Source organism: Mycobacterium sp. NGS48 (assembly GCF_059812585.1).
Genome location: NZ_JCALCY010000020.1, coordinates 1 through 21992 on the forward strand (window position 1 = coordinate 1; position 21992 = coordinate 21992).

General features: G+C 65.8%; 25 protein-coding genes. 6 read left to right on the forward strand and 19 right to left on the reverse strand.

Translation table 11 applies throughout. The features are described 5' to 3' along the window. Positions 1 to 27: 27 nt before the first annotated feature. On the reverse strand, positions 28 to 801 hold the full coding sequence (locus tag AC5Y42_RS21465; protein WP_499900587.1) for an SDR family oxidoreductase: 774 nt from the start codon (positions 799 to 801) through the stop codon (positions 28 to 30). A 98-nt stretch (positions 802 to 899) separates the two neighbouring features. Between AC5Y42_RS21465 and AC5Y42_RS21470 the strand changes: the two genes are divergently transcribed. Continuing rightward, positions 900 to 1370 (forward strand): GbsR/MarR family transcriptional regulator, encoded by a 471-nt coding sequence (locus AC5Y42_RS21470; RefSeq protein ID WP_499900588.1) that lies wholly within the window; start codon positions 900 to 902, stop codon positions 1368 to 1370. Further along, positions 1334 to 2200, forward strand: coding sequence for a class I SAM-dependent methyltransferase (locus AC5Y42_RS21475; protein WP_499900589.1), 867 nt, complete (start codon positions 1334 to 1336; stop codon positions 2198 to 2200). Before AC5Y42_RS21470 ends, AC5Y42_RS21475 begins: the two co-directional genes overlap by 37 nt. On the opposite strand, the gene AC5Y42_RS21480 is transcribed toward AC5Y42_RS21475, so the two are convergent. Further along, positions 2163 to 2819, reverse strand: a complete 657-nt coding sequence (locus AC5Y42_RS21480; protein WP_499900590.1) for a TetR/AcrR family transcriptional regulator — start codon at positions 2817 to 2819, stop codon at positions 2163 to 2165. The genes AC5Y42_RS21475 and AC5Y42_RS21480 overlap by 38 nt on opposite strands. 141 nt (positions 2820 to 2960) lie before the next feature. Here AC5Y42_RS21480 and AC5Y42_RS21485 point away from each other — a divergent pair, with 141 nt between their 5' ends. Further along, positions 2961 to 3086, forward strand: a complete 126-nt coding sequence (locus AC5Y42_RS21485; protein WP_156657862.1) for a hypothetical protein — start codon at positions 2961 to 2963, stop codon at positions 3084 to 3086. Here the strand turns inward: AC5Y42_RS21485 and AC5Y42_RS21490 are convergent. The 4 genes from AC5Y42_RS21490 to AC5Y42_RS21505 form a co-directional block, all read right to left on the reverse strand. Beyond that, entirely contained in the window at positions 3083 to 4507 is a 1425-nt protein-coding gene (locus AC5Y42_RS21490) for an NAD(P)(+) transhydrogenase (Re/Si-specific) subunit beta (protein WP_499900591.1), read from the reverse strand. The genes AC5Y42_RS21485 and AC5Y42_RS21490 overlap by 4 nt on opposite strands. Next, positions 4504 to 4839, reverse strand: a complete 336-nt coding sequence (locus tag AC5Y42_RS21495; RefSeq protein WP_499900592.1) for an NAD(P) transhydrogenase subunit alpha part 2 — start codon at positions 4837 to 4839, stop codon at positions 4504 to 4506. The genes AC5Y42_RS21490 and AC5Y42_RS21495 overlap by 4 nt, the downstream gene beginning before the upstream one ends. Next, positions 4840 to 5931 (reverse strand): Re/Si-specific NAD(P)(+) transhydrogenase subunit alpha, encoded by a 1092-nt coding sequence (locus tag AC5Y42_RS21500; protein WP_499900593.1) that lies wholly within the window; start codon positions 5929 to 5931, stop codon positions 4840 to 4842. Between the two features lie 88 nt (positions 5932 to 6019). Then, the gene (locus AC5Y42_RS21505) at positions 6020 to 6481 is read right to left on the reverse strand and encodes a nuclear transport factor 2 family protein (RefSeq protein ID WP_499900594.1); all 462 of its coding nucleotides are present in this window, start codon (positions 6479 to 6481) and stop codon (positions 6020 to 6022) included. A 56-nt stretch (positions 6482 to 6537) separates the two neighbouring features. Here AC5Y42_RS21505 and AC5Y42_RS21510 point away from each other — a divergent pair, with 56 nt between their 5' ends. Continuing rightward, complete coding sequence (locus AC5Y42_RS21510; protein WP_499900645.1) at positions 6538 to 7749, forward strand: acyl-CoA dehydrogenase family protein; 1212 nt, start codon at positions 6538 to 6540, stop codon at positions 7747 to 7749. After that, complete coding sequence (locus AC5Y42_RS21515) at positions 7749 to 8561, forward strand: tyrosine-protein phosphatase (protein ID WP_499900595.1); 813 nt, start codon at positions 7749 to 7751, stop codon at positions 8559 to 8561. Before AC5Y42_RS21510 ends, AC5Y42_RS21515 begins: the two co-directional genes overlap by 1 nt. A 9-nt stretch (positions 8562 to 8570) precedes the next feature. Here AC5Y42_RS21515 and AC5Y42_RS21520 read toward each other — a convergent pair whose 3' ends face one another. The 13 genes from AC5Y42_RS21520 to AC5Y42_RS21580 form a co-directional block, all read right to left on the reverse strand. Continuing rightward, positions 8571 to 9785, reverse strand: a complete 1215-nt coding sequence (locus tag AC5Y42_RS21520; protein WP_499900596.1) for a DUF7373 family lipoprotein — start codon at positions 9783 to 9785, stop codon at positions 8571 to 8573. A 94-nt stretch (positions 9786 to 9879) separates the two neighbouring features. Continuing rightward, positions 9880 to 10350, reverse strand: coding sequence for an Rv0361 family membrane protein (locus AC5Y42_RS21525; protein WP_499900597.1), 471 nt, complete (start codon positions 10348 to 10350; stop codon positions 9880 to 9882). Between the two features lie 17 nt (positions 10351 to 10367). After that, a complete protein-coding gene (locus AC5Y42_RS21530) occupies positions 10368 to 12143 on the reverse strand; it encodes a serine/threonine-protein kinase PknH/PknJ (RefSeq protein ID WP_499900598.1) in 1776 nt (591 codons plus the stop codon). A gap of 79 nt (positions 12144 to 12222) precedes the next feature. Further along, positions 12223 to 12702 (reverse strand): DUF456 domain-containing protein, encoded by a 480-nt coding sequence (locus AC5Y42_RS21535; protein WP_499900599.1) that lies wholly within the window; start codon positions 12700 to 12702, stop codon positions 12223 to 12225. Continuing rightward, positions 12699 to 13670, reverse strand: a complete 972-nt coding sequence (locus tag AC5Y42_RS21540) for an NADPH:quinone oxidoreductase family protein (RefSeq protein ID WP_499900600.1) — start codon at positions 13668 to 13670, stop codon at positions 12699 to 12701. Before AC5Y42_RS21540 ends, AC5Y42_RS21535 begins: the two co-directional genes overlap by 4 nt. A gap of 9 nt (positions 13671 to 13679) precedes the next feature. Then, positions 13680 to 14540, reverse strand: a complete 861-nt coding sequence (locus AC5Y42_RS21545; protein ID WP_499900601.1) for an SDR family oxidoreductase — start codon at positions 14538 to 14540, stop codon at positions 13680 to 13682. A gap of 49 nt (positions 14541 to 14589) precedes the next feature. After that, positions 14590 to 15996 (reverse strand): aldehyde dehydrogenase family protein, encoded by a 1407-nt coding sequence (locus tag AC5Y42_RS21550; protein ID WP_499900602.1) that lies wholly within the window; start codon positions 15994 to 15996, stop codon positions 14590 to 14592. 79 nt (positions 15997 to 16075) lie between these two features. Beyond that, a complete protein-coding gene (locus AC5Y42_RS21555) occupies positions 16076 to 17014 on the reverse strand; it encodes a class I SAM-dependent methyltransferase (protein ID WP_499900603.1) in 939 nt (312 codons plus the stop codon). A gap of 28 nt (positions 17015 to 17042) precedes the next feature. Beyond that, positions 17043 to 17990, reverse strand: a complete 948-nt coding sequence (locus AC5Y42_RS21560; protein WP_499900604.1) for an SAM-dependent methyltransferase — start codon at positions 17988 to 17990, stop codon at positions 17043 to 17045. Between the two features lie 71 nt (positions 17991 to 18061). Continuing rightward, on the reverse strand, positions 18062 to 18694 hold the full coding sequence (locus tag AC5Y42_RS21565; RefSeq protein WP_499900605.1) for a TetR/AcrR family transcriptional regulator: 633 nt from the start codon (positions 18692 to 18694) through the stop codon (positions 18062 to 18064). A 240-nt stretch (positions 18695 to 18934) separates the two neighbouring features. After that, the gene (locus tag AC5Y42_RS21570; protein ID WP_499900606.1) at positions 18935 to 19921 is read right to left on the reverse strand and encodes a pirin family protein; all 987 of its coding nucleotides are present in this window, start codon (positions 19919 to 19921) and stop codon (positions 18935 to 18937) included. 62 nt (positions 19922 to 19983) lie between these two features. After that, entirely contained in the window at positions 19984 to 20532 is a 549-nt protein-coding gene (gene dps, locus AC5Y42_RS21575; protein ID WP_499900607.1) for a DNA starvation/stationary phase protection protein Dps, read from the reverse strand. A gap of 82 nt (positions 20533 to 20614) precedes the next feature. After that, on the reverse strand, positions 20615 to 21538 hold the full coding sequence (locus tag AC5Y42_RS21580; protein ID WP_499900608.1) for a DNA-3-methyladenine glycosylase family protein: 924 nt from the start codon (positions 21536 to 21538) through the stop codon (positions 20615 to 20617). Between the two features lie 46 nt (positions 21539 to 21584). Here AC5Y42_RS21580 and AC5Y42_RS21585 point away from each other — a divergent pair, with 46 nt between their 5' ends. Further along, positions 21585 to 21992 (forward strand): nuclear transport factor 2 family protein, encoded by a 408-nt coding sequence (locus AC5Y42_RS21585; protein ID WP_499900609.1) that lies wholly within the window; start codon positions 21585 to 21587, stop codon positions 21990 to 21992.

Genomic DNA, 21992 nt, shown 5'->3' on the forward strand with positions numbered 1-21992 from the left:
GCCCTCGGCGCATTTCACCCCAGTGGCTTAGCGGATGACGGTCGCGCCGCCGTCGACGGGAATCACCGCGCCGGTGATATAGCAGCTGGCGCGGCTGGCGAGAAACACCGCGATGCCGGCCATGTCGTCGGGCTGGCCGATCCGCCCCAACGGCAACAGCGAGCCCACCGCGTCCGGTCCGGCCCGCAACAACTCCTTGGTCATCCGGGATTGGAAGAGCCCGGGCGCGATTGCGTTGACCAGAATTCGCGGCGCCAGTTCACCGGCCAGGTGCTTGGTGAGCATATGCACGGCGGCCTTGCTGGCGCTGTAGGAGAAGTTGTCCCTGCCACGCTCGGGGGCGACGATCCCGTCGATGCTGCCGGTGTTGATCACCCGCGCCGGATCGCCATCGGTCGCGCCCGCGGTCAGCATCGGCACCAGTGCGCGGGTCAACAGAAACAGTCCCTTGACGTTGACGTTGAAGACTTTGTCGAAGCCGGATTCCGGGAACTCGCCGAATGGCGCTCCCCACGCCGCGCCGGCATTGTTGAACAGTGCGTGGATGGCGTCCTCCCGGTCGGCCAGCCCCGCGCTGAGCGTCTGCACCCCCTCGGCAGTGCCCAGGTCGGCGGGGATGGCATGGACTGGCCCATCAGCCGACAACTCGGCCACGGCCGCCTCCAACTCGGCTTCTTTACGGCTGGACAGATACACCGTTGCGCCGGCCCGCAGCAAGCCACGCGCCATCATCACACCAATACCGCGACCGCCGCCGGTGACCACGACGACCTTTCCGTCGAGTCGAAACATCTCAGTCATGGCCATCAGTCTGGACGCCGGCCCAATCGCCACGCCCGGCGGGAGTGTGTACAGTACATTCAGTCCGTACTGAACGTTATTTATAGGATGGAGTTCGGGTGTCTCCGGATGAAGCGGAGTTCGTCGACCGGATGGGCTTGTTTTTCGAGACGCTCGGCGCCGGCAGGACGATGGGGCGGATCTACGGCTGGTTGATGATCTGCGATCCGCCGCAGCAGTCGTTGAGTGAGCTGGCGGCGGCGCTGTCGGTCAGTAAGGCGTCGGTGAGCACCGTGGCGCGACAGCTACGGGAGGCCGGCATGGTCGAGCGACTGCCGTCGGCGGCCCGCCAGCATCGCTACCGCATCACGCCGGGCGGCTTTACCCACGTGGTCAACGTCCAGATGACACTGATGGGTGCAGGCATCCATGCCGCCGACTTCGGCCTGCAGCTGCTCGGCGATGACCGAGCGGCACAGCGTGAGCGGCTCCAGGACTTCCGGGATTTCTGTGAATTTTGCGCAAGCGATTACCGCGACGAGCTGACGCGTCGATGGGAGGACTACCGGGCAAAGAGGAGGAAACGATGACGAACAAGCTCGACTTCTCCGGGGTGCGCTGGGGCTCTGTGGAATGGACCAATCTGTGCACCCTGTACCTCCGGGCGTATGAAAGCCGTTTGGAGCAACCAGTTCTCGCCGACCGGGCGGCGGCCGAAGCAGTCGACCGGATCGACTACGACTTCGCCCGAATGCACCGAACCGCCCAGCCATGGGCTAACCAGTTCTTGGTTGCCTTGCGTGCCAAGCAACTCGACATATGGGCCGATGATTACCTGCGGCGCAACCCGGAAGCCGTTGTCGTGCACCTGGGATGCGGGCTGGACAGTCGCGCATTTCGCCTCGACGTGCCGCGCGGGGTGAGCTGGTTCGACGTCGACGTGCCCGAAGTCATCGACCTGAGGCGCAGGTTGTACGACGACTACCCCGGCTACACGATGATCGGCTCGTCAGTCACCGAAGCCGGTTGGTTGGACCAGATCCCAACGGATCGTCCCGCGTTGATCGTCGCCGAGGGCCTGCTGATGTATCTCACCGAAGCGGAATTACGCGATCTGCTGAAGCGGCTGACGGATCGCTTTGCCACCGGCGAGCTGCTGGCCGACTTGCTCTCACCATGGGGTCCGCGGTTCTCCAATTCGCCAATGCTCGCCAGGTTTTCCACCTCGGGCATCACCAAATGGGGCACGCGCGACGGTCATGAGCTACCAGAGTGGAACCCACGGCTAAGGCTCGCTGACCAAGTCGTGTTCCTCGACCCCGCCAAGATCCCGCTGAAGCCGCAACGTCTGGTCTACCAACTGCTGACCACAATCCCCGCTGTCAGGAACTACGACCGGCTGTACCGATTTCAGTTCTGACGCCCAGCGGTGACTCGGCGCGGATGGTCTCGTCGCGAATCAGCCCACGCAGCAGCGCAGTGCTGAATTCGGCGGCGATTTCCTTGGCCGTGCGGCGTCCGCTGGGCCGCAGCCACCGGTAGGCGCCCAGCGTCATCCCGATGTAGCCCAACGCCAGCACGTGGGAGTCGCACTCGTAAAACTCGCCGCTGCTGACACCGCGGTCGATGAGGTCGTGGACATGTTCGTAGACCTGGGTTTCCTTTTCGCGGACCGCGGCGACCTGTTCTTCGGTGAACCACTCGGTGATATAGGGCTGCTCCTGGAAATACACCGCCGCCCCTTCCGGGTTGGCGGCGATCTGGTTGAGCAACCGCACCGTGTACTGATACAGCGCCTCGCGCGCGGTCATCGACGGATCGTCGTGCACCGCGGCCAGCGTCCGCTCGGCAGCCTGCTGATAAATGTCGTAGAGAATCAGCGACTTACTGGCGTAATAGTGGTAAACGGTCGCCTTGTTCAGGCCGACCACATCGGCGACGTCGTCCATCCTGGTGCCGTGGTAGCCGCGTGCGGCGAACAGCTTGGTGGCAACGGTCAGCAGCTCCTCGCGGCGGGATTGCCCGTTCTCGGATGGCATGTCTACTCACTATCAGCAGGTCCGGAGCGTCTCCGGGTGTCAATCAACTAGTTGGACAGTTTAAGTGTTGTCTGTCGCGACGTTGACCGATGGGACTAGACTGCTCAACGAGGCAAGAGGCGACTGAAAAGAGATGGTCAGATGGACCCGAATCCGGACTACGACTTTTCCGACGAGGTCGAGTTCTTCTTTCGTTATGTGCCCTGGGGTTTGCGCGGCGTCGTCGACGGTAACGGCTACCCGCCGCCGGCATATCCCCCGGTCTAGAGGGCTTTGAGTTCCTCCGTCACTGCCGATACGGACTTCTTGGCGTCACCGAACAGCAGCGTGGTGCCCTCGGCGTAGAAAAGCGGGTTGTCGATGCCCGCGAATCCTGAATTCATCGACCGCTTGAGCACGATCACCGACTTGGACTTGTCCACATTGAGGATCGGCATGCCGTAAATCGGACTCGACGCCTCGTTGCGGGCCGCGGGGTTGGTGACGTCGTTGGCGCCGATGACAAGCGTGACGTCGGTGCGGGCGAACTCGTCGTTGATGTCGTCCATGTCTTTCATCGCGTCGTAGTCCACCTCGGCCTCGGCCAGCAACACGTTCATGTGGCCTGGCATCCGGCCTGCGACGGGGTGGATTGCGTATTTCACCTCCACCCCGCGATTTTCCAGCAACGCGGCCATGTCCTTGACGGCGTGTTGGGCCTGGGCGACTGCCAGCCCGTAGCCCGGCACCACGATCACCTGGTTGGCGTAGGCCATCTGGATCGCGGCGTCGGCCGCCGAGGTGGACCTGACGTGTTTGTCGCCGCCGTCGCCGCCGCCCGGGGCCACCCCGCCACCACCGAACCCGCCCGCGACGATCGCCGGGATGGAGCGGTTCATCGCCTTGGCCATCAGGTTGGTCAGGATCGAACCGGAGGCGCCGACGATCATGCCGGCGACGATCATCGCGGTGTTGTTCAACGCCAGCCCCGCCGCCGCCGCGGACAGACCGGTCATCGCGTTCAGCATCGAGATCACCACGGGCATGTCCGCGCCGCCGATCGGCAGCACCACCATCAGACCCAGCACGCCGGCGGCGGCCAACAGCCCGATCATCCACCACAGCGACACCCCGCCGCTGCCCGGATGGGCGTGCACCCCGATCACCACCGCCGCGGCGACGGCCGCGGCCAACAACAGCAAGTTCAGCGGCTGCTGCGCCCTGCCCACACCGATCGGTCGACCGGAGATGATCTCCTGCAGCTTGCCGAACGCAATGATCGATCCCCAGAACGAGATCGAGCCGATGATCGCGGCGAACAGCGACGCCACCACGATGTGCACGGTCGGTGACTCGCCGTGCTGGAACTCGGAAAACCCGGTGGTGTCAATGAACTCCGACAACGCGATCAGCGCCACCGTGCCGCCGCCGACGCCGTTGAAGAACGCCACCAGTTGCGGCATCGCGGTCATCTTGGTCAACCGGGCCGGCGGAACGCCGAGCACGACGCCGAGCACCAGACCCGCAATGATCAGCGGCCAATGCCCGGTGTGCCGGATGAGGATCAGCGTCGCGGCTACTGCGATGACCATGCCGACCGCGGCGATCCAGTTGCCGCGCACCGCCGTCTTGGGGCCGGTCAGGCCCATCAGGCCGTAGATGAAGAGAGAAAACGCAACGAGGTACAGGACGGTGACGAGGTAGTTCATTTGGCGACCGGCGCTTCCGCTTTGTCGGCCTGCGCCGGCGACGGCTTCTTGCCTTTGAACATGCCCAGCATCCGATCGGTGACGATGAAGCCACCGATGACGTTCAGAGTTCCGAACACCAGCGCCACGAACAGGATGATCTGCTGGGCGAGAGTCGGGTGTTCGATACGCCCGAGCACCAGCAGTGCGCCGAGCACCACGATGCCGTGGATGGCGTTGGTGCCCGACATCAGCGGGGTGTGCAGCGTGTTGGGCACCTTGGAGATCACGGCGAAACCGACGAAGCCGGACAGCACCAGGATCGCCAAGTTGGCCAGAAGGTCGTCGTACATCTAGGCGTCCTCTCCGCGGGTGACGCAGGCGGCCGCGACGACCTCATCGTCGAAGTCGGGGGCCAGCTTGCCGTCGGTGATCAGCAGCTCCAGCAGCGCGGTGATGTTCTTGCTGTAGAGCTCGCTGGCGTGCTCGGGCATGGTCGCCGGCAAGTTCAACGGAGCCGCGATCGTGACATCCTCTTTGACGACCGTCTCGCCCGGCTCGGTCAGTTCGCAGTTACCGCCGGTCTCCCCGGCCAGGTCGATGACCACGCTGCCCGGCTTCATCCCTTCCACCGCAGCGGCGGTCACCAGCCGTGGCGCGGGTTTGCCCGGCACCAGCGCGGTGGTGATCACCACGTCGAACCCGCTGATCGCCTCCTCCAGCGCCTTCTGCTGTTGAGCGCGTTCCTCGTCGGTGAGCTCCCGGGCGTATCCGCCTTCGCCGGACGCATCGATCCCGACATCGAGCCACTGGGCCCCCACCGAGCGGACCTGGTCGGCCACTTCGGGCCGCACGTCGTAGCCCGACGTGCGGGCACCCAACCGTTTGGCCGTCGCCAGGGCCTGCAGCCCGGCCACGCCGACCCCGAGCACCAATACGGTAGCCGGCTTCACCGTGCCCGCCGCGGTGGTCAGCATCGGAAAAAATCGGGTCGACTCAGAGGCGGCCAGCAGCACCGCCTTGTAGCCGGCCACATTGGCTTGCGACGACAGCGCGTCCATCACCTGAGCCCGGGAGATCCGGGGTATCGATTCCAACGCGAACGCCTGGACGCCGGCCTCGGTCAGCGCGCCGACCTGGTTGTCGGAGTTGCGTGGGGCGAGGAAGCCGATCAGGGTCTGTCCGCTCTTGAGCCGGCTCACCTCGTCGGCGCTGGGCGGTGCGACCTTCACGACGATGTCGGCGGTCCAGGCATCGCCGATGGTGGCGCCGGCGTCGGTATACAGCTCGTCGGGAAGCAGCGCCCGCTCACCGGCGCCCGACTCGACGACGACGGCTACGCCGCTTTTCACCAGCGGTGCGACCGCCTTGGGCACCAGCGCTACCCGCCGCTCGTCGGCTCCGGACTCGGCGACCACCCCGACCGTCGTCTGCGTTTCTGCCATCGGCTTCCTTGTACTTTCCCTACCCGAGTAGATCGGCCCTCACCCTAACTGGCGGTCACTGGCCCGGCGCGAGCAGACGGTGGCCGCATCACCAGAGCGGGATGTCCTGGCCGTGCTCCGCTTCTGGGCGCGGACCCAAGTAGCGGCGCTCGGCAGCGTCGATTGCGACGTCGTTGATGCTGGCTTCCCGCCGCGCCATCAGACCGGTGTCGGTGAACTCCCACAGTTCGTTGCCGTAGCTGCGATACCACTGGCCGGCGTTGTCGTGGCTCTCGTATTGGAAGCGCACGGCGATGCGGTTGCCATGGAACGCCCACAGGCTCTTGCGCAGCACGTAGTCGAGTTCGCGCTGCCACTTGCGGGCCAAAAACGCGATGATCTGGTCGCGGCCGACGACGTGCTCGTCGCGGTTACGCCACTGCGAGTCGACTGTGTAGGCGCTCGCGACCTTCTCTGGGTCGCACGTGTTCCAGGCGTCTTCGGCAGACTGAACCTTCTGGATCGCGGTCTCGAGAGTGAACGGCGGAAACGGTGGACGTGTCTCGGTCATGACGTTCATCCTGCGCCTGATCCGCGGTGGCTTATCGTGACGGCATGGACTTCGCGATGTCAGCCAAAGCGAGCGACTACCACAAGCGGCTGTCCGACTTCATGACCGAGCATGTCTTTCCGGCCGAGGCCGAGTACGACCGCTACCGCCACGAAGCCGGTCCGAACGACCACACCGTGCCGCCGGTCATCGAAGAGCTGAAAACCAAGGCCAAAGCCGCAGACCTGTGGAACCTGTTCCTGCCGGCGGAGTCGGGCCTGACCAACCTGGAGTACGCGCCGCTGGCCGAGTTGACCGGCTGGAGCCTCGAGATCGCGCCCGAGGCGCTCAACTGCGCGGCCCCCGATACCGGCAACATGGAGACCCTGCACCTGTTCGCCACCGAGGAACAGCGCACCCAGTGGCTGGAGCCGTTGCTGGCCGGCGAGATCCGCAGCGCGTTCTCGATGACCGAGCCCGCGGTCGCCAGCAGCGACGCCCGCAACATCGAGACCTCGATCGTGCGCGACGGTGGCGACTACGTGATCAATGGCCGCAAGTGGTGGACGTCGGGGGCCGCCGATCCGCGCTGCAAAATCCTGATCGTGATGGGCCGCACCAACCCGGAGGCGGCCAGCCACCAGCAACAGTCGATGGTCCTGGTTCCCATCGATACGCCGGGTGTGACTGTGGTCCGCTCGACATCGGTTTTCGGCTACCAGGACCAGCCCGGGCACTGCGAGATCCTCTATGACAACGTCCGGGTACCCGTCACCAACCTGCTCGGCGAAGAAGGCGGCGGCTTCGCGATCGCGCAAGCGCGGCTGGGGCCGGGCCGCATCCACCACTGCATGCGTGCGCTCGGCGGGTCCGAACGTGCGCTCGCGCTCATGGTGCACCGTGCGAACACCCGGATTGCGTTCGGCCGCCCACTGGCCGACCAAGGTCTTGTCCAGCACGCAATTGCCTCGTCCCGCAACGAGATCGATCAAGCCAGGCTGTTATGCGAGAAGGCGGCATGGACCATCGACCAACACGGCAACAAGGCTGCTCACCTGCTGGTGTCGCAAATCAAGGCGGTGGCGCCGCACGTGGCCTGCAATGTCATCGACCGCGCCATCCAGGTGCACGGAGCAGCCGGGGTCAGCGAGGACACCGCACTGGCCCGGCTGTACGCGTGGCATCGGGCGATGCGGATTTTCGACGGGCCCGACGAGGTGCACATGCGATCGATCGCGCGGGCCGAGATCGGTCGGGAAAAAAGCGCTTTCGCTGCGGCGGTTACCTAGTGACCACTGAGATTCGCGAGCTGTCCGGCGCGGTCAACTTTCGTGACGTCGCAATGGCGGCCGGGATGCGGCCCGGCCGGTTGTTCCGCTCCGGTGAGCTGAGCCGACTCGACGATGATGGGCGCGACGCGCTGCGCCGGCTGGGTATCACCGACGTCGCCGACTTACGTTCGCCGCGCGAGGTCGAGCGACGCGGTCCGGGCCGGGTGCCCGGCGACGTCGACATCCACCTGCTGCCGATCCCCGACCTCGCCGCCGAGGAGACGGACGGCGCTGCGCCGCACGAGCATGCGTGGCAGCGCATGATGACCGAAAAACCGGACCAAGAATCCGTCGCCGACGCAGCTGCCCGTTACATGGTCGACGAGTACCGCCGGTTCCCGACCTACAACGGCGCGCAGCCCGCACTGCGCCGGGTGGTGATGCTGCTGGCCGCCGGCCGCCCGGTGCTGGCGCATTGTTTCGCCGGCAAGGACCGCACCGGCTTCATGGTCGCAGTGGTGCTGGAAGCGATCGGTATTGACCGGGACGCGGTGCTGGCGGACTACCTGCGTAGCAACGACGCGGCACCGCAGCTTCGGGAACGGATCCTGGAAATGATCCAGCAGCGCTCGGAAGCCGAGTTGACGCCTGAGGTTATGACATTCACCGAGGCGCGACTTTCCGATGAGGTTCTCGGTGTCCGCGAAGAGTATCTGAACGCGGCGCGCCGCACGATCGACGAGACCTATGGCTCGCTGGATGGCTACCTGCGTGATGCGGGCATCACGGAGTCTGATGTCGATCGGCTTCGCGAAGCGCTGCTGGGCTGATTGCGGGATCTAACTGCTGGCGAGGATGCGGTACTGGGCGGCGGCCTGCTGGTGCGTGGTGTCCAGCTGGCGTGCAACGGTTTTGATCAAGTAACGCCCTACGGTGGCTAGACACCAGTGGTGTGGAATGAGTCCGCCGGCTCCTGGTATGAGTGTGCAACGGCTCTGCGGTAGGCCGGGCACACCGTCGGCGGGTTGGGCGGCTTTGGTTGCCGACAGCGTGTCGCTGTAAACCTGGAGCAGCGTCTGAGCCGCCTCGGGGGTGGCGGCCTGATAGATCGTCGCGCGGTTGATCGAAACCTCGTCGACTTTTGCGGAACTGAGGGCCGGCCCGACGGCGGCGGGGTCGTTTTCGAAGTGCAGCGCGCCGGCTGGTTCGTAGGCGGCTCCTGTCGTGGAGGTGGCCTCGTCAGGCGGCAAGGGGAGGGTCCGGGCGACGAGGCCGGTGGGATCGAGCGGCAGCGCGGCGAACTGGTTGGGGTCGGTGGGTGTGAACGTGTCGATCAGCGGAAGTTGCACGTCGAGAGTGTGTGCGGCGAGTTGTGCCGGGCAGTCTCGCGTGGCTGCGCAGTGGATGACTTGGACGAGGACGTAGGGACCATGTGCGGTGGCCACGATCAGCTCTTGGAGGCGTTCGGCGCCTTGCTGGTAAGTGATCAGTGCGCCGCGGGCGTCGGGATGGGCGGGTATGGGGATGGCCTGTTCGGGTTCGGTCACGACGGGCATGACGTCCTCGAGGCGGGGGAAGGACATGGCTTTGTCGTGAAAGCCTTGCGCAACGGCCGATGCCGCGCGGTCGTCGGCGAAGCGCAGCACCGCGTTGCGCAGTGACTTTTGAGGTCCTGCAGCGCTGTGGCGCTCGGAGGTGAATCCCACGAGGAAGGGCTGCCCCCAGGCGCCGCCGGCAACCCAGGGCCACAGCACCTGGCCCATTTGATCGTAGGTGTCGATGACGGCGGCGTCTCCACCTCGGTGGGAGTTCAGGGCTGGATCCACTTGCCAGGGCCCGACTGTGTAGTTAGCCATGCGGCGCCCCTCTGCGAGGCGGCCGGCCTGTTCAGAGCCGGCGGCGCCGGCCGGCGGTTGCGGTGTCGTCGGGAATCGGCCCGGGTCCAGCAGCGACGCGTTGACCGAGCTGGTCGGCGCAGCAGGTGGTGTGACAGCAACACCGGCGGTGGTGTTGCTGCAGCCGACCAGCATGACGAAGAGCGCACTCGACAGCACCGAAACTCCAAGGCGTGCAGGTAGTGTCGCTGCTACGCTAACGTGCACACCTTTTACCCGTCTTCTCGCTTGAGTGGGAGTTCTATGGCGGTCATCAGTAGGTTTGGCAGATTTTCCACCCGTCCTCGTCGCGCTTCACCGGCAAGTTGGCCGATGCCGATCCTAGGGCTTCGTTGTGCGAATTCATGGTGACTGTGGCGTTGTCGCCGTCGATGGAGACCGACGTGATGGACACCGTCGTGACGCCGGTGTTGGTCCGATCTTTTTTGAGGTAGTCCATCACCGGACCGGTGAACCGGGCCCGCATCGGCGCACACATCAATTCGGTGTAGGCGTCCCAATTTTCGGTGTTGTACGCATCTCCGAAAGCCATGACGGTTCGGCGAATCTGCTCTTCGTCGGAGGCGGGGGCCGCCGGCGCCGGCGACGTCGCCGGGTTGGGTGCGCCGGCATGCGCCGACGTGCGGACATGTGGCAGGACTGGAGCACCGCCGGTGGTGTGCGCGCACGCGGCAGAGACCGCAGCGACACACAGCACAACTCCGGTAAGTCTGAACGCGTTCATGGACATTGAACACCTTCTCACTGGTGTGGCACCTTGGCGGCGGTCGCCAGAACCAAGGCGGCGACGTCGGTGCCGCCGTCGGCCCGGCATTGCCGGATGTCGATCATGATGTTGCCGCGCGGCATTATCCCGTGTTGGCAGGTTCCATTCTCGCCATGCAGGGTGGCGGTGATGGTGTAAACGCCGGTGGTGGTGACCGGGTGGGTGAACTCCCAGGTTTGTGGCGCCTGGCCGGACGGGAGGACGGTGATTGTCTTGCCGCCGCACAGCTCCACTGCGCCGCGTTGGCGGACGTAAAAGCCGCTGGCCGATTTGTCGGTGGCGAATGACACCACGGCCTGGACGACGCCATCTTGCCAGGGCTTCTGGTTGATCCCACGCAGGGTTTGGATCGCGGCCCCGGTGACGACAACATTCGGGGCAGACCGCGTTGCGTGATACACCGACTGTTGGCCGGGCACCCATGCGTTGAGGCACTGCTGGTCGGCCGGGGCGACGGTGCCGGCATCGTCTGCCAGGCCGGTGTTGTCTTGCTCGAGCGCCATCGGTGCGCCGCCGGATTGGGGAAGCTCGGCGGCAGTCAGCAGGATGGGGCGTAATTGGTCGGGCCCGATGTCGGTGGCGGCGGATTGGAGGCCCGGCGCCGATACGGATGTCGGCGCTGGCGTCGTAGGGGGTTGCGCGGCGGAGCCACGCGGGGTGCTGTCGTGGGCATCCGGCCACACCGCCACGGCGACCATTGTGGCCGCAACCAGCGCCGCCGCGCCGATGCCGGCACCGATGGCGATGCGGCGTCGCCGTTGCGCCGTTGGCGGGGGTGGCGGTGCGAGCGGGCTGTGCGTGGTGCGCGGTGCCGCGTTCTGCCACCACGGTGCGCTGCCGTCGCCCTGCATGTGCGGGTAGGAGACGACGTCGGCGGTCGGCACCGCCGGTAGCGGCGCTCGTAACGTCAGCGTGGGGTCGCGCAGCGCGGCTGCGGCTGCGTGGGCCAAGTCGGACGCGGAGGCGAATCGGGCGCCGGGATCCTTCGCCATCGCGGTGGCGACCACGTGGTCTAGGGCCGGCGGCAACCCGGGCACCAAGTCGGTGACGCGCGGCGGCGGCCGTTGTAGATGAGCCAGCATCACGGCGGCCGGTCCATTGCCGCCGGAGAACGGGGCTTTGCCGGTCAGAAGCCGAAATAGTGTGCAGCCCAACGAGTAGATGTCGGCGCGGCCGTCAAACCGCCAGCTGGACAACACTTCCGGTGCGGCATATGCGATAGTGGCCATCACCGATCCGGTTGCGGTCAGACCGACGTCGTCGAGGGCGCGCGCGATCCCGAAATCGCCTAATAGCACTTGCTCCTGGGCGCCTACGGGCCCGGAGAGCAGAAAATTCGCCGGTTTGACGTCGCGATGCACGACGTGACGTGCGTGGGCGAAGTCCAAAGCTTTGGCTACCTCGGTGATGATGTGCACGGCGCGCTGCGGTGTCATCGTGCCGGCGCGCAGCGCGTCGTCGGCGTCGGTGCCGTCGACGAATTGCATGGCAATCCACAGCTGGCCGTCATCCGTGGACCCGCGGTTGTACACCGACACGATCTGCGGATGTTGTAGCGCGGCGGCCACATCGGCCTCGCGGGTGAAGCGGGCCCGGAAATCGCGATCACGTGACAGCTCGGGGGAGAGGATCTTGAGTGCGTCGAAGCGCGGCAGTGTCGGGTTAGCGGCCAGATACACCGCGCCCATCCCGCCGACACCCAAGATGCGTTCGATACGGTATCCGGCCACCATCGACCCGGCCGTCAGCATCTACTGCACCTCCGATGCGGTGTCGGTCGACCCGCAGGCCATACGCTACTTCCAATCAGTCTCGGCGCCCGCCGATACCCTAGAAAGCGACGGCGACAATCCACACCACGGTGGCGAGCAGCGCTGCAGTCAGTTCCACACCCACGGACAGCGCCACGCCTTTCACTGCATGCACGGTTGCTACCCATGCGGCTCGCTGGTCGCGGCCGCGTGTCAGCTCAGCCAGATAGATGCCGCCCACGAAGCCGATCGGCAACCCGAGTACCGGGATCGCGAAAAAGCCGACGATGCCGAGCAATCCGCCGATGACAACGCTCGACATCGCCACCTCGGCACGGCGCATCCGGCGCACCGGCCACAGATACTTGACCACCATGCCAACGCTCAGCAGCGTGGCAACGACGCCAAGTGTCACCCACGACGTGGCCGTCCGCTCGACGCCAGCCCACACCGCGATAGCCGCAAATACCAGCGCCGACCCGGGCAGCATCGGCACGACGACACCGATGAGGCCGATGGCGATCGCTAGCGCGACCAAGGCCACCCCGCCGCTGCTCACTGCGGCTCCAAAACCACCTTGCCGAGCACGCCGCCGTCGGCCAGGAGCTGCAGCGCGGCGGGCCCATCCGACAGCGGATAGCGTTGCGGCGGGGGAGGTTTGAGCCCCAATGACACCAATTCATTGAGGCCCCAGGCGAACAACTTGGCCGAGCCTGGAACTTTGTTGAGGTACTCACCCCAGGCCACACCCACCACGCTCACATTGCGCAGCAGCAGCCGATTGACCTTGACGGTGGGAATGCCGCCGGCAGCAAAGCCGATCACCAGGAGCTTGCCGTCGACGGCCAGCACCCGGATGGCGTCGTCGAAAGCATCCCCGCCGACTGGATCGACGACGATGTCGACGCCGCGGCCATCAGTGACATCGCGCACCGCCTGCGCCCAACCCTCTGTCAACGGCAACACCACGTCGGCGCCCAGCGACTCGACGAATTCCGTTGCGCCCGATCGATGAACCACGGCGATCACCTCGCTCGCGCCGATCGCTTTGGCCACCTGAATCGCCGCGGTGCCCACCCCGCCGGCCGAGCCAAGTACCAGAACCGTGTCTCCTGGCCGCATCGCAGCCCGGCGAGTCAGCGCGAAATACATCGTGTTGTAGTTCACCAGCAGCGACACCGCCTCGGCGTCATCGAGTTCCGCCGGGCTGGGTATCACATTGTCGACAGGGGCGACCACCTGCTCGGCGAAGCCGCCGAGCACGCCGAACGCCGACACCCGTTCGCCCACCCGGACACCGGACTCGTCAGGCGCCCAGCGCACGACGCCCGCGGCTTCCATGCCGGGTATGAACGGCGGCGGCAGCTTCAGTTGGTACTCGCCCTTGCTCAGCAACAGGTCGGGAAAGCACACCCCGGCGGCGTGGACGTCGATGACCACCGTGTCCTGGTTACCGCGGACATCATCGACGTCGGTGTACACCATGCCCGATGGGCCTGAGAGTTCCTGTACTACACAGGCTTTCACGGCCGGCTGCTATAACGAGAACTTGGCCTGCTGCGCCCCGGACAGGTCGCTGATCGTCGACCACTGACCCGCGATGTCGTCGACAGAGGGCGGATTCTCGAAGGTGACGCCGTCGTTCTGGAACAACGCCGTGCGCTGCACCTTGCCACCGCCGACGATGAACACCGATCCGGTGTCGTCCGACTCCTCGGTGCACAGGTAGGCAATTACCGGCGCCACGAATTCCGGTGTGAGCTTTTCGAACACCTCGGGCGGCAGGATGTCCTGGGTCATCCGCGTTGCGGCGATCGGCGCCAGCGCATTGGCGTGAATGTTGTACTTGGCGCCCTCTTGCGCCAGCGTGTTGATCAGGCCCACCAGACCCAGCTTGGCCGCCCCGTAGTTGGCCTGGCCGAAGTTGCCGAACAGCCCACTGGTCGAGGTTGCCACCACCACCCGGCCGTAGCTCTGCTCGCGAAAGTGCGGCCAGGCGGCACGGATCACGTTGTACCCGCCGTAGAGATGCACTTTGAGCACGGCGTCCCAGTTCTCGAACGACATCTTGTGGAAGGTGCCGTCCCGCAGAATCCCGGCGTTGCTCACCACACCGTGGATAGCGCCGAATTCGTCGAGCGCCGTCTTGACGATGTTGGCCGCCCCGCTCTCATCCGCGACGCTGTCGTAGTTGGCGACCGCGCGGCCCCCCGCGTCCTTGATTTCGGTGACCACCTGGTCGGCCATCGCCGATCCTGCACCGGTACCGTCGCGGGCTCCACCGAGGTCGTTGACGACGACGCTGGCGCCTTCGCGCGCAAGAGTCAGGGCGTACTCGCGCCCCAGTCCCCCGCCCGCTCCGGTGACGACGATGACACGATCTTGCACTCCAGGCATGAACTTCCTTTCGGTTTTCAGGGTTTGGCACGCCTTGATCGGATCTGCCTCAGAACAGCCGGCGCGCCAACTTCCACGCCTTCTCTGTATACGGCGGGTAGATCATGCTCGATACATCGGGTCGGGTCGGTTTGGTCAGCACCGCCTTGCGGTGGCTGAATTCCTCGAAACCCCAACGTCCGTGGTAGGCACCCATGCCCGAGGCGCCGACTCCGCCGAACGGCAGCTTGGCGGTGGTCACCTGGAAGGCGAGGTGGTTGACCAGCATGCCGCCCGCCGGCACCTCGGAGATCACCCGCTCGCGGACGGCGCGGGTCTTGGTGAACAGGTACGCCGACAGCGGCTTGGGCCGTGCGTTGACGAAACGTATTGCGTCGTCGATCGATTGGACCGAAATGATCGGCAGGATCGGGCCGAAGATCTCACTGGTCATCAGCGGCTCGTCCGGGTCCGGATCGACGACCACGGTGGGCTGCAGGCGCAGGGCCGCGGCATCGAACTCGCCACCCAGGGCGATCGTTCCTTTTGTGTCGGACAGATAGCCGGTCAGCCGGTCGAATTGACGCTGGTTGACGATGCGCATTCCGGCCGGTTCCGCGGACCGGAACTTCGTGATGGCCTCGCCGATCTTGTCGACGAGCTGGTCGCGGATCGTGGTGTCGGCCAGCACGTAATCGGGTGCCACGCAGGTCTGCCCGGCGTTGAGCAGTTTGATCCAGGCGATCCGCTTGGCCGCGACGTCGACGTCGGCGTCGGCCGCGACGATCACCGGGCTCTTGCCACCCAACTCGAGCGTGACCGGCGTCAGATGCGGTGCCGCACCCTCGTAGACTTTGCGGCCGATCTCAGTGCCGCCGGTGAACAACACCCGGTCAAAGCCCTGGGCGATCAACTCCTGGCTGACCGCGCCGTCGCCCTCGACCACCGCGATCGCGTCGCTATCCAGATATTTCGGCACCAGCTCGGCCATCAGCGCCGACGACGCCGGTGCAATCTCAGAAGGCTTGAGCACCACGGCATTTCCTGCGGCGATCGCTCCTACCGCAGGACCGAGCGTCAAGTAGAAGGGGTAGTTCCATGCGCCAATGATCAACACCGTGCCGTAGGGCTCGTACTCCACCCAGCCGCGCCCGGGCAACTGCGCGAGCTCGAGGAGGCGATACTTGCGACGCATCCATTTTTTGACGTGTTTGGCCGCGTAGCGCGCTTCCCCGGCGGTGGCTGCGCTGTCGGCCAGCCATGCCTCGAACGGTTTGCGGTCGAGGTCGGTTTCCAGCGTGGCGGCGATCGCCGACTCGTTTTCCGTCATCATCCGCTCGAGGCCACGCAGCTGGCTGCGCCGCCATTCCAGGCTTCGGGTTCGCCCAGTCGCGAAAGCGCCCCGTAGCCGAGCGACGGTTTTCGCGACGTCGCTGCCGGGTGTTGTGATGGCGTTTGCGGCGGCTTCGGTGGTCACAGGGGTCCCCTTCCTGACCGGCGGAAGCTCAAGCTTAATCAACCACCCGGTTGGGCAACAGATGCCGGTCAGGCCTGAGCTATCCGCGCTCGGCGGTGACGAAGTGCGAGAACGCGTCTTTGTCGTCAGCCATCGGCACGCCCGGCACCGCTCGGTCCAGCCGGTGCATCTCGTCGAGCGCGTGCTGCGACGTAGCCCGCCAGCCGTGGCCGTTGAGCCATTCGGCGACGTCGGCGCGATTCGGGTCGTGATAGATCAGGTCCCCGACGTCGACCGTCTGTTGGAAACCGAGCTCGTCGGCCACCCGCTCGAAGCGCTCCCGCATTTCCTGCCGCCGCTCGTCGCCGTGGCTGGCCGCGGTTTCAGCTGCGATGCGGCTTCCGGGTGCGCTCAGCTCGGTGATCTGTGCGAACAGCCTGTCTTGGGCGTCGGCGGGCAAATACATCAACAGTCCTTCGGCCAACCAGGCCGTCGGCGCCGCCGAGTCAAAGCCTGCGCCGCGCAGCGCGCCAGGCCAGTCCTGGCGCAGGTCGATCGGCACTTCGCGGCGTTCAACCGAGGGCGCGACACCATGCGTGTCCAGCGTCGCGGACTTGTAGGCCAGCACCTTGGGCTGGTCGATCTCATACACCGTGGTACCGGTCGGCCAGTCCAGCCGGTAGGCGCGGGAATCCAGGCCTGAGGCCAGGATTACGACTTGCCGGATTCCGGCGGCCATTGCGCCGGTGAAATGCGCGTCGAAAAAGTGGGTACGTACCGCCTGGTAGCTGCGCATGTGATGGAAGATCGCCGCCGTCTCCGGATCCGCGGCCTCGATCTTGGCGACCAACGAATCGTCGAGCATGGCTTCCCAGACCCCGGTAGCCGCGTCGGCGACAAGGAGCTTCGCATACGGGTCACGAATCAGCGGTTCGGGGCTGTCCGTCTCGACGGCTCGGGCGGCGGCCACCATCACGGCGGTGCTGCCGACGCTGGTGGTGATGTCCCAGGTGTCGTCATGGCTGCGCAGGGTGCTCATCGTGGTTCCGTTTCTGCGAATTGACCGGTCAGCTGGTTGGCGTGAGTTGCGCACGCACCAACGCGCTGACGATGCTCTCCTCGAGCAGGTCGTGGGGTATCGGTCGGCCCAGGCGGGCCATTTCCTCGCGGTTGTTCACCGCATGTACCTGCCAGCCGTGGTCGGTCAGCCACCGCGCGGCGTCGGCACGGTCGCCTTCGCGGTAGGTCAGGCTTTCAACGTTGACGTCCAAACCAAGCCGCTGCATGCGCGCCCACCGCGCGCGTCGGGCAGCCCGGCGCCGCTCATTGGTGGCGTCAAAGCTGAATACCTCGACGCCGAGCTGGCTGCCGGGCGCGCTCAGCGCAGTGACCATCTCGAAAAGCCGGTCCTGGGCATCGGGCGGCAGGTAGGGCAGCAAACCCTCGGCCAGCCATGCGGTGGGCTGATTACGGTCGAAGCCGGCCGCATCCAGTGCAGCCGGCCAGTCGTCCCGCAGGTCCACCGCGACCGGCTGGCGCACGGCGCGGGGAGCCGCGCCTGCCGATTCCAGGACACTCGTCTTGTACTGCAGGACTTTGGGCTGATCGATTTCATAGACGGTGGTGCCCGTCGGCCAATCCAGCCGGTAGGCACGCGAATCGAGTCCGGCGGCCAGGATCACCGCCTGCCGCACACCGTGCTCGGCCGCGTTGGTGAAGTACTCGTCGAAGAAATGCGTGCGTACGGCCTGGTAATTGACGGCCACTCGGTGTGCTCGTCGGCCAGGTTCGTCGTCCCCGATCCAATCCAGGTCCGGGTCGGCCAACTGCGTCCAGCCCGTGCCCGCCGCCGTCACCAGCACGCGGGCGAATTCGTCACGAATCAGCGGATCGGCCGATCCGGTCTCGACAGCACGCGCGGCGGCAACCATGACCGCGGTGGCGCCGACACTTTCGATGATGTCCCAGCTATCCCCTGCGGTCCGTACACAGTCCGCTTCGTCCAGATCAGTCATGCCGCGGCCCATGCTACCTAATAAGTTAGGCAACCTATATGCCGCTGTGCGTTATATCACTGCGCTGGCAGTTACTGCCGCCGCGAGTGCGAACCGGCCAGCAATCGCGCCAATCCGGCGATGACCGCTTCCATCTCGTGGGCGCTTTCCACAAAGCCGGAGTAGAAGCCCACGCCGCACAGCACCGCCAGCAGCACCTCGGTCAACGACTCGGCATCGGTATCGGCGCTGACTTCGCCGCGCTCGATCGCGTCGCTGCTGACCTCGGCGAGAAATTCGCGGGTACGTCGCATCGAATCGTTCTCGCTGCCTTTCAGATCCGGGTGGCGTTGCGATTCCAGTGCCGAGGTCACCAGAAATCGTGCGGCCGAACGGTTTTCGGAGTCAGCTTCGAGCGCCGCAGCAAGGAATGCCGAGATCCGCCCGATCAACGTCGTCTCGCGCTGCGCCCGGGCGATGCCGGCCTGAATCAGCAGCTCGTTGGTCTGCTCCACGACTTCGTGATACAGGGCCCGCTTACTCGAAAAGTAGTGATTGATCGCCGGTCGGGTGAGGTCGGCACGCAGCGCGATGGCCTGGAACGTGGCGGCCTCATAGCCGCGTTCGCTGAACACGTCGCGAGCCGCAAGCGTGATGCGCTTACGGGTGTCGGCCGCCTTCGCTGCAGGGGGACGACCGGGCCCCCGGCTCGCGGGATGCGGCACATCCACGATTGTGCCACAGATCACACTCCCGGCTTCCCGGGCCGGCGGGCGGCCCCGCCGCTCAAAACCGCTTCTACGCGCGTCGAACGACGTCGACCGTTGGGCCACCTTACATCGCGTCGGCGGCTGTCTTGCTCGCCGGACAACCGTCCCGCGAAGCGGTTGACACCTGGCGTCCGCTGGCGTCGGTCAGTTTGCCAGCTGCGGCTCGCCAGATAGCGGGGCCGGGGTCGTTTCGAGTTAGCCGAGCCGGGAGCGCCGGGGCGCGTGAGGCATCAGCGCGCCGGGTGGAACGCTGCCGAACTTGCCGGCCTGGAAGTCCTCGAGCGCCTCGATCAACTCCGTCTTGGTGCTCATCACGAACGGCCCGTAGTGAAACACCGGCTCTCGGATCGGCTGGCCGCCCAGGAGCAGGACCTCCAACGCCGGGGCGGGCGCGTCCTGGGACGCCGCGGCGGCGACGGTCAGCCGATCGCCGGGTCCCAGGACCACCAATTGACCGTGCTGGATGGGGTGCCCCACCGGTCCGACGGATCCGCGACCGGACAGTACATAGACCAGTGCGTTGAAGACCCGTTTCCAGGGGATGTTCAGGCGCGCGCCAGGTTCGATAGTGGCGTGCGCCAAGGTAATCGGGGTATATGTGCGGCCGGGACCGCGGTGCCCGTCAATGTCGCCGGCGATGATGCGGATCAGCGCTCCGCCGTCCTCGGATGCCAGCAGTTTGACGTCGTCGCCCTCGATGGACTGATAGCGGGGCGCGGCTAATTTATGCGCTTTCGGCAGGTTCACCCACAGCTGGATGCCGTGGAAAACTCCTCCGCTCTCAACCAATTCAGCGGGCGGAGTCTCGATATGCAGGATGCCTGAACCCGCCGTCATCCACTGGGTGGCGCCATCACCGATCAGCCCACCGCCGCCGTGGGAATCCTGGTGGGCGAACCGGCCGTCGATCATGTAGGTGACCGTCTCGAATCCCCGGTGCGGATGCCAGTCGGTTCCTCTGGGTTCCCCAGGTAAGTACTCGACGGCGCCCATCTGGTCCATGTGCACGAACGGGTCCAGCGCCGCCGTGCTGACCCCGGCGAACGCCCTGACGACGGGAAATCCCTCACCTTCGTAGCCGCGTGGGCCGGCGGTGATCGACCGGACCGGTCGTTCGGTGTCGGTGGGGGCCGCGGCAGGCACTCGCGGCAGGGCCAAGGTGTCGGCGGTGATGGCGGGCAACGGTACCTCCGTGCGATAGAGCTACCCGCTATAACCGGACCGCGGTCCGATTATTCCGTCGGCTACGCCTTCTTACGGGCCGCGCTGGCCGCACCCCGCTCGGTGGGTGAGCCCTCGTGGGCGAGCTTGCCGCCGGAGTTCTCCAGGTGTGCTCGCACAAACCACTGGAACTTCTCCAGCTCAGCGGCATGGTCGATCAAGATGTCCTGGGTGACCTTGTCCAGTTCCTCGGTTTCATCGATCGCTCGGCGAACGTCTTCGATCACGCCGGTGTAGACCACGTCGAGCGCGGCCAGATGCGCCTGCACGGTGTCACGACCGACCGAATAGTCGTCCCAGCTGCGGTCGCGAATGACCGCGCCGGGCGTGCCCTGCGGCGACCCGCCGAGGGCAGCGATGCGCTCGGCCACCTCGTCGGCATAACCGCGCACCAATTCCACTTGCGGATCGATCATTTCGTGCACGCCGATGAAATTGGGCCCGACGACATTCCAGTGGACATGCTTCAGGGTCAGGTGAAGATCGTTATAGGTGCTCAGCTGCCGCTGCAGCAACTCGGCGACCTGGGCGCCCTGCTTGTCGGTTAGGCCGGGGATAGTGAACTGCGTCATCGATTGCTCCCTTAGGTCGTTCGGACACGGTCACTTCCGGCCTTGCATACCCGATGGCCGCCGCGGGTAACCACCCGGGCGACTAAAGCGCACGGATGTTCTGCACCGGAAGCCGCGACCCGCGCCGCGGCTCGTACGCCAGTCCGCTGGCCTGCAGCAGGCGAACCACCCGGTGCCGATGTGGCCGCATCGGCTCCAGCAACTCGACCATGTCGTCGTCGGCGATCGGGTGCCCCACCAGCGTCCAGCCGATCATCTTGGGAACGTGATAGTCGCCCACCGAGAGCGCATCGGGGTCGCCGAACGCTCGCTGCGCGGTCTCGGCCGCAGTCCAGACGCCGACGCCCGGCAACGATGTCAGCGCTTCGCGCGCCTCGGTTGCCGGTCGTGACACCAGCCGTTCCAGCGATGCCGCTCGTCGGGCACAGCCGACAACGGTGCGGGCCCGCCCGGGATCAACGTTGGCGCGGTGAAACTCCCACGAGGGGATGCGCCGCCACGCATCGGCGGATGGCGGCACCCGCATGCGTTTGGGTGCCGGCCCCGGCGGCGGCGTCCCGAACTTGGTCGCCAGTACGCGCCAGGACCGGAACGCGTCCGTACCGGGAACCCGCTGCTCGAGGACCGCGGGGATGAGCGCTTCGAGCACCTGCCCGGTGCGCCCCAGCCGCAGGTGCGGAACGCGGCGGTTCGCCGCGGCCACCGTGGGGTCGCGCGGTACGAAATCGGACGTGTCATCGTCGGCGCCGAGCAGGGCGGGCAACACGTCGAGGAACTCCGCAGCACCGCTTCCCCATGCCGCGCACTCGACGGCATCCGACGCGGCCCGGCTGATGCGCGCCGTGACGGGACCGCTGGACAGCAGGCTGGTCCGCCAGATCGCACCGTCGTCGGTAACTTGATAGCACGGGTCGCCCGGACCTCGACGCAGCGGCGCCAGCGTGATCCCGGGGCTGACCACACCCGGGAATGTGACGGTGCGAGCGCTCTTCACCTCCCGGATCATAGGTTCAGCCGCTGACGATTGACCCTCACCCGTCTTCCGCGACAGGATGGCGATTGTGACCACCCCGTTCGACGATCCACAGGCCGAACTGGCGTGGATGTTCTTGCAGTGCCTCTGTGATTGCGCAGACGTCGACGAATGCTTCGCGTTGTTGAGCGACGATTTCACTTACTGGAGCATCATCACCCGCCAATCGATCGACAAAGCGGCGCTGTGGCAGGAGATCGAGCGACGCAAACGCCATGTCGAGATCGACCTCGAGCTCATCCAATGCGTCAACGACGGCGAAAGCGTGGTGGTCGAGGCGCAGGGCGACGGCGTCACCGCGGACGGCAGGCGCTACGACAGCCCGTACGTCTTCATCGTCGAAACCCGGGATGGGCTGATCACGTCATTGCGCGAATACAGCGACACCCGGTTGGCGGCGCAAGTGTTCGACGCCGTCGGCCCGTAG